Raw genomic sequence first — 6,950 nt, 5'->3', positions numbered from 1 at the left:
GACTAATATTATTTTTAACTTCATCATTTAGATTATTCGTTAATTTTTTATAATTAGTAATTTCTTGCTCAAACTCAAGCAGGTAGGCCTTGGTAGAAATAACGCTTTCTTCCATGCTAAGTATTTTTGCTTGTAATGCTTTATCTTTAGCTGCAAATTCGGCGATTAATGCTTGAGGTATTTCAGCTGGTGGTGTCACTGCTGGAACAAAGGCGGCAAATTCGGGAATGCTGCTTGCAGGTTTCCATTGAGTGAATGATGGGTGCCATCCATAACAGTTACCATCACTGAGTAAAAATTCTTTTGCTTCAACTTCTGTAAATGGCCCAGTTATTTTGCCATTTTTGGAAAAAAACCATTTTTTCATAATCGTATTCTTAATGTTTTAGTTATAAACAAATGTTATATGCAAATCAGAGTAATAAGGTTTCTTTACTCAATCAGTTAACACCAGCAAGAGTCTTCTGTAATGCAGCATATTGCTCATTAACGCTTTTTAACGTTGCTTCTACTTTATCGTTTAAATCTTTGGTGGTTTGTTTAAAGCGATTGGTGTCGCGATCAATATCTGCCATTGAACTACTGATAGTTTGAATCGTATTATCTATTCGGCCTAGCGCAGCATTTAGCTCACGCTCTTTAGCTGTGAAATGCTCTATCAGTTGTTGCGGGATTTCCGCCGGTGCAGGTGGTGGAGAGCCAATAACATCGAACTCTTCTATATCACTTACAGGAACCCACTGCGCATAAGAAGGATGCCAAGCATAAACATTTGGATTTGACGCAATAAACTTATTTGATTCTGCCAGCCTTAATGGTCCGCTGATCTCACCATTATTTGAGAAATACCACTCTTTCATAGTCCACTTTTTTCCTTAAATAGTGCAGTAAGCCAAAGTTTTATTAATTTAATCAACAGCTTGTAGGAAGGCTAAAATTTATAACGTAGAAAACGTTAGCTTATTGGGTTGTTATCAATTAAATCGCATATCGTACGAACTTATTACATTAACTGATATTGATTAACATTTCCACTTGGAAATGGGGATTTTTAAGAGTTTTTATCAGTGCCAAATAGACAGAAAATTGACACTAATTCATTCAGTTGTTTAAAACTATTGTTTTATATTGTGATTATTCGAAGTCAGCATTAACTTCAAAGGTTATTCTGTGATTTGTATTAGGGTGAATAATCGACAGCAATTGAGCATGTAAATGCAGTCTTTGTGCATTTTTTCCATATAAATCATCGCCTAAAATTGGCATGTTCAAGCCTTTGGCGTGGGCGCAATGGACTCTTAATTGATGAGTTCTGCCTGTCTTGGGGAATAAGTGAATTAAGCAAGAGTTGTTTAATTCCTGTACTTTTTGCCAATGGGTTTGTGCATTTTTTCCGTGTAAATAACAGACAAGTTGCTTTGGTCTATCGTCTAAATCTACTCTTAATGGCAGTGTAATATCGCCGCGATCAAGCTGTGGGACCCCATCGATCTTAGCGATATAACGCTTGGTGACAGTACGACTGATAAATTGCTGCACTAAATGCTTATTGGCTTCTTTAGACAGCGCAATAACCATTAATCCTGAGGTCGACATATCTAGGCGATGTACTATGAGTGGCCCAGTGGCGTGGGGAAAAGCTTGCTTCATTCTGCTATATACTGAGTCGGTGATATTTTTACCAGGCACAGATAAAAACTCCGCTGGTTTATTCACGATCACAATATGATCGTCTTGGTAAACGATGGGAAGCTCGACCCCTTCAGCAGGGTTGCTAAGTAGTGGATTTTCATCAACCAGTAGGCCTTTAAGCATATGCCCTAAAATTGGGCGGCATTTTCCATGGCATGCAGGGTAATAGTTTTTATGCTGTTTAATTTCAGATTTGGGCGACATGCCCCACCAAAACTCAGCCATAGTGATAGGAGTGAAATTATGTTTAAAGGCATATTGTAGCAGTTTAGGCGCGGCGCACTCACCAGCTCCAGCAGGTGGTAAATGATTGGGCGCATCATTAAAAATCTTATTAAGATCACTACTCTCACCTAGGGCATTTAAAAACTGATAGTGGCTAAATAACTTATGCTGTAGCCCATTAGATAGCTGCTTTCTTTGTTGTTTAATAGCACTAATAGCTTGTTCTAATTCAGCTAATGGCTCAGCAACCAGTTTAGTTTGCCGCTCCCAATGCTCTTTAAGCTCTGCTAAGCAATATTTATCATTAACGCTTTGTCTGCTCATTTCAATTGATAAGGTTTTAAAGTCAGTTTCATTGAGACTTTGCGCTTGAGCTCGCTGAGCTTTGCGATACTTTCTGTTTTCGATCATTTGCGATCGCTGCGCCGCGATGGCATTTTCAGCTTGCTGCTGCGTTAACGCTAGTTTAGTGGTCAACTGCTGTAATAATGGATCCTTTTCTAACTCAACCAGCTGGGCATTGAGTTGATTGATTTCGATATTTTCTTGTTTGAAAAAACTATCTTTACTGAGCATATCAAATACTGGCGGCACGAATTGTGGCCATAGGTTTTTATCAGCTAATTTACCTGAAAAAGCAGCTAAAAAACCCAGTTGTCCCTGAGTATTTTTGACCACTAATACCCCAAACATTTTACCTATGGCAGGAAGGTGTTTTGATGCTTCTCTTCTAAGCAATGCTTCAGTTGGTGCTGACTGATCATGTTCTTTATCGGTAATGCCAAAATTATGCAGCCAATCTGTTTGCTGTTGTAAATGCTCTTGTAGCTGCTCGGCGGCGATAATCGCTAATGGGTGTGGCTGATAATAAAAGGGGAAAGTAAATTTTTCCGGCAATGTATATCCATCTACATTGGTGTTAAATGGCACAAAGCAGTGCTGGTTTGTAGTGGAATGGCTTGCGTTATTATCAGTTGGCATCTTCTACAGCTTCTTTTTCAATAAATTACTTTAAATGGTTACTAATCAGCTCTTGGGTGTGCTTGAGTAGTTCTAATCCGCCATTGTTGCCATGACCTGGTACCACAATGATTGCATCATTATAACGGCTTTTGGCTTTATCTAGGGTATTTGGCCACTCAGAAAGTGACGCTTGTGCAATATAGCCCATAGTTTTGCTAGCTTGACTTTTTATTAGGCATCCGCCGAATAGTAATTTCGACTCAGGCAGCCACACCACGAGGTTATCTTCTGTATGGCCTGCACTGAGATATTTTACTTCAATCTGCTTGTTGGCTAATTGCAACTTGTCGCCTGTAAAAGCCTGTTTTGCTAAAGGCTTATTATTGGCTTTTAAGTATGAATTGGTTAATTCAGAGGCGTTAGTATCAACCCCTATGGTATTTAAGTAGCCAATTCCGGCTGCGCGATCATCATGGGAATGAGTTGAAATACTCGCCCGCAGCGTAAAGCCTTGTTGCTTAATCCATCGCACCAGTTGAATGGTATCTTTTTCTGTCCATGGGGTATCAATCAAGTAGGCCTCTGAGCCATCGATAACCACTAAGCCATTAGCTGATACAAAGCCGTAATCTTGAGTTTGGAAGTAAGAGGTAAACTGAAATACATTGTCGATTAACGGCTTGACTGATAATTGGCCTTTTGTTGGTTCAAGCTGATTAGTGGCGCTTTTAAACTGTTCTTGGCTAGCGTGGGTGCTGGGCACTAACAGTAAAATATAAGCGAGGAATAATGCAATGGCCAATTTCATCATGCAGTCTCTGTCCAAGTGGTTACAGGCTAGAGTTTACCCTATTGCTATTAAGATGGTGCAGTCTATTAAGATAGTGTAGCCGCTTACTATTGTGGCTAATTTTACACAGGTAGCGCTTGAGGTTGATAGGCTTCAGTATGAGGGCCTTTGTTGAGCGGCATTATGAGCTATTTTGAGTGAGAGACGCTATTTGAGTTGCTGATGTCAGCCTTTGACAATTTAACAATCACATAGCGAGTATCAAGGCTATGTGATTGTTGGACTTTAAGTCATTTTTCAGTGTTTATCGTGCGGTAGAAATAACTTCAGTCGTTACTATTTTGTATTTACGACTGCGATTATTTTGGAAGTCGATGCAGTACACAAATTTTATTGCCATCAGGGTCGCGTAAATAGGCAAGGTACAAATTCATCGCAGGGTTTGAACGTACTCCAGGCGGTTCTTCACAAGGTGTGCCGCCATGAGCGGCGCCGACTTCATGCCATTTATCGCCCTGAGCAGCATCTTTAACACTAAAACCGATAGTGGTGCCGTTGCCGTGGGTTGCAGGTTCGCCATCGATGGGTTTAGTGATGGCAAAAATACCGCTTTCAGTGAAGTAAAAACAACGACCTTTATCATCGATGACCCCAGGTTCGTAACCTAAAACGGCGAAGGTGGCATCGTAAAATGCTTTTGATTTTTGTATATCGTTACTGCCGATCATGATGTGGCTGAACATGTCACTCTCCTTGTTGAATTATAAGGCGTTTATAAATTTTTTAATAAACGTCACTTTCTTATATGGGACTGTTTTATTATTAAACAAGCCTTTTGGCAATAAACGTCAGCGTTAAGTGCGAATGCTAGATGTTGTTTTGATGGCTTAAAAACAGCTGCCTGACATCAATTTTTGCTTTTATGCGAGAGGCAAGTAAGTAGATACCGGCTAACTTGCGATGGATAAAAATCGCATCGGTTGGCGGTGTGTGCCATTCATCTTGTTTGGTGCTCATGGCCTTGGCTGAGTCGGTAATGCGTTTAGCGAGATTACTATTGGCAAAATCATATTCCCCTTCACATCGTAATGGCTCACAGGCTTGATGGAAAATATCGACAATGACTTGTTGCTGCTCTGGGGTAATGTGTTTTTGAAAAAAACCAATTTGCGCTGCAGCCTGGGTCATGAGTGCACTATCACTGGTCATAGCGCCTTGCATTAACATGTTATAGCCGCTGGATAAATCATCAGAAATGCTGCGGGTAGCACCAAAATCTAACAGCACAATTTTGTCAGGATCTGCTTGGTACATAAAGTTGGCAAAGTTGGGATCTGTTTGTACCAACTTAAAGGTAAACAGCTCATCTAAAAAAAGACTGAGTAACCGGGTGGCGACCTTATCGCGAATGCTTTGCGCCATATTGAGCACAGATTCTATTGGCACGCCTTCGATAAACTGCATCACTAAAATACTGTCGGTGCTAAGCTGCGAATAAACTCTTGGTACCACAAAGTGTGGCGTATCAGCGACCCAAGTGTAGTATTGCTGCAGTAAATTAGCTTCGTAGTGATAATCAGCTTCGTGGTGTAATTGTGCTTTAGCTTCAGTGAGTAACTTATCAAATTGCACATGGTCGGGCACTAACTGCGCCATTTTTAGCAGGCTCGCGACATTATCAATATCGCTGTCGATACTGTCTTTAATACCGGGATATTGAATTTTAACTGCTAGTTTTTCACCACTGTCTAGATAGGCTAAATGTACCTGACCAATAGAGGCGGCTGCAAAAGGGCGTAATTCAAATTGGGCAAAAGGAGCTAACCAATCTTGTCCCCATTGTTGTTTGAGAATGGCTACCAGCTGTTTGTGGGGCATGGCTTTAGCATCATCGCGCAATTTAGCTAATATTTGACTGATTTCTGGAGGAAGGATGTCACCGCTATCCATAGAGATCATCTGACCTACTTTCATGGCGGCGCCGCGAAGCTGAGCGAGCTTTTCTGCCACTTGAGTCATATTCTTGGGTGTGAGTACCAGTTGTTGTAGCTTTGGCGATTGACCTCTACTGAGTTGCTTAGCGCCTTCATAGAGTACGTTGCCAGCAACTCTTGATGCTAACGAGCCCATTTTACCTAGGCGAGATAAGCGACTAGTGGGGATCTTAGCGACACTAGTCCCATTATTTCTGTCAGCAACATCTCTACTCATGGACTACTCCGATACTTGGTCTAATTCGGTACGTGAATTGATAATAACTAAATAATGATACGGCAGATATTCATCTTTAGATCAGAAGTTTAAAGCATAAAAAAGGGCAATTAAATTGCCCTTTTTTGCTGCTAGCCTAGTTTACACCTGATGCTGAAACTAAAACTCCATAGTATCTTGCCAGCCCAGTAACACACTTTGTAAGCCATGTTTTTGCTCATAACGTTCAAGCTTTTCAGGGCTGGCATCATCAAGGGCAAGTTCTCGGTATTTCTTGGCAAACTTAAGCGTTCGCAATAACTCTTGGTAAAAATGTTTACCTAAGTCTTGGCGAATGGCCTCTGCTAATGAATCTGGTAACAGTTTCAACGCGCGGTCGGTATGAATTTGAATCACTTCAACATTGAACCAGTTATCATCTAACTCAATTCTACGCAGGCGCTTTTTCATGTCTTCACGCACACGAGCGTCATCAAACATGATGCGATATAACACCGCTTCGGCCAGTACACTTTCAAGACCGAGACTAAAGAGTGGATCTAGCTCAGTTTTAGCATAAAAGGTTTCAAGTACCACTTGAGTCGCTTCTTGGCTTCTATGGTCAGTCAGTGCTTTTTGGTAATCTTGCCAACCTAGCCACTCTTCAGTGTCTGGTGGGGTCGAGATTTTTTCCATCAGCAATGGGTTGATATCGCCATAGAGTGACTGTTCACTGCCATGCATATGCTTGCTCACCGTGGTCAACATGCTCCAGCCTTTTTGAAAGCATTTCATCACGCCATCAGGGGTTTTCAGCAAGTTAATTGAGCCAACGGGTTCGTGACCGGTTAGCGCAATAAGCCCTAGGCTTACCACGCCAATGACATCATGGGCCGCTTGTTCTAGCAGATGCATTTTGTGTTTGTTGTAGAACTTGTCAGCCAGTTTGAGGCTCATCAAAATCGCTTTGGATTTTATTTGTGTGACATGCTCATCAGTTAATAGTGACTCGTTACGACCATACTCAAGTACCCGACTAAAATACGGGCCTTGATTGTTATCACGTAATGCTAACTGCATTAACTGGTTT

Annotated in this window: 7 protein-coding genes; all 7 read right to left on the bottom strand. The window is 41.2% G+C overall.

Annotated elements, in window-relative coordinates; all coding sequences use genetic code 11:
* On the bottom strand, positions 1 to 367 hold a 367-nt coding region (locus BCU91_RS16975; RefSeq protein WP_133126615.1), incomplete at its 3' end, for a DUF4339 domain-containing protein.
* A gap of 73 nt (positions 368 to 440) precedes the next feature.
* Positions 441 to 860 carry a DUF4339 domain-containing protein gene (locus tag BCU91_RS16970; protein WP_102438656.1) on the bottom strand — a complete coding sequence of 140 codons (420 nt, stop codon included), beginning with the start codon at positions 858 to 860 and terminating at the stop codon, positions 441 to 443.
* Between the two features lie 274 nt (positions 861 to 1,134).
* Positions 1,135 to 2,898, bottom strand: coding sequence for a pseudouridine synthase (locus BCU91_RS16965; RefSeq protein ID WP_102531974.1), 1,764 nt, complete (start codon positions 2,896 to 2,898; stop codon positions 1,135 to 1,137).
* Positions 2,899 to 2,923: 25 nt separating this feature from the next.
* Positions 2,924 to 3,691 (bottom strand): subclass B1 metallo-beta-lactamase, encoded by a 768-nt coding sequence (gene bla / locus BCU91_RS16960; protein ID WP_102531973.1) that lies wholly within the window; start codon positions 3,689 to 3,691, stop codon positions 2,924 to 2,926.
* Positions 3,692 to 4,029: 338 nt separating this feature from the next.
* Positions 4,030 to 4,413 carry a VOC family protein gene (locus BCU91_RS16955; RefSeq protein ID WP_102438649.1) on the bottom strand — a complete coding sequence of 128 codons (384 nt, stop codon included), beginning with the start codon at positions 4,411 to 4,413 and terminating at the stop codon, positions 4,030 to 4,032.
* A 124-nt stretch (positions 4,414 to 4,537) separates the two neighbouring features.
* The gene (locus BCU91_RS16950; protein WP_102531972.1) at positions 4,538 to 5,881 is read right to left on the bottom strand and encodes an AarF/ABC1/UbiB kinase family protein; all 1,344 of its coding nucleotides are present in this window, start codon (positions 5,879 to 5,881) and stop codon (positions 4,538 to 4,540) included.
* A 159-nt stretch (positions 5,882 to 6,040) separates the two neighbouring features.
* Complete coding sequence (locus BCU91_RS16945) at positions 6,041 to 6,940, bottom strand: hypothetical protein (RefSeq protein WP_102531971.1); 900 nt, start codon at positions 6,938 to 6,940, stop codon at positions 6,041 to 6,043.
* Between the last annotated feature and the right edge of the window lie 10 nt (positions 6,941 to 6,950).

This window comes from Shewanella sp. 10N.286.52.B9, from assembly GCF_002873635.1.
Taxonomy (GTDB): domain Bacteria; phylum Pseudomonadota; class Gammaproteobacteria; order Enterobacterales; family Shewanellaceae; genus Shewanella.
This window is presented reverse-complemented; position numbering and strand designations above follow the sequence as displayed.

What these genes read in the sequence shown, in the direction of transcription:
- BCU91_RS16950 (WP_102531972.1), bottom strand. Translation starts at nt 5,881, where the DNA reads ATGAGTAGAGATGTTGCTGACAGAAATAATGGGACTAGTGTCGCTAAG.
- BCU91_RS16970 (WP_102438656.1), bottom strand. Translation starts at nt 860, where the DNA reads ATGAAAGAGTGGTATTTCTCAAATAATGGTGAGATCAGCGGACCATTA.
- BCU91_RS16955 (WP_102438649.1), bottom strand. Translation starts at nt 4,413, where the DNA reads ATGTTCAGCCACATCATGATCGGCAGTAACGATATACAAAAATCAAAA.
- BCU91_RS16945 (WP_102531971.1), bottom strand. Translation starts at nt 6,940, where the DNA reads ATGCAGTTAGCATTACGTGATAACAATCAAGGCCCGTATTTTAGTCGG.
- bla (WP_102531973.1), bottom strand. Translation starts at nt 3,691, where the DNA reads ATGATGAAATTGGCCATTGCATTATTCCTCGCTTATATTTTACTGTTA.
- BCU91_RS16965 (WP_102531974.1), bottom strand. Translation starts at nt 2,898, where the DNA reads ATGCCAACTGATAATAACGCAAGCCATTCCACTACAAACCAGCACTGC.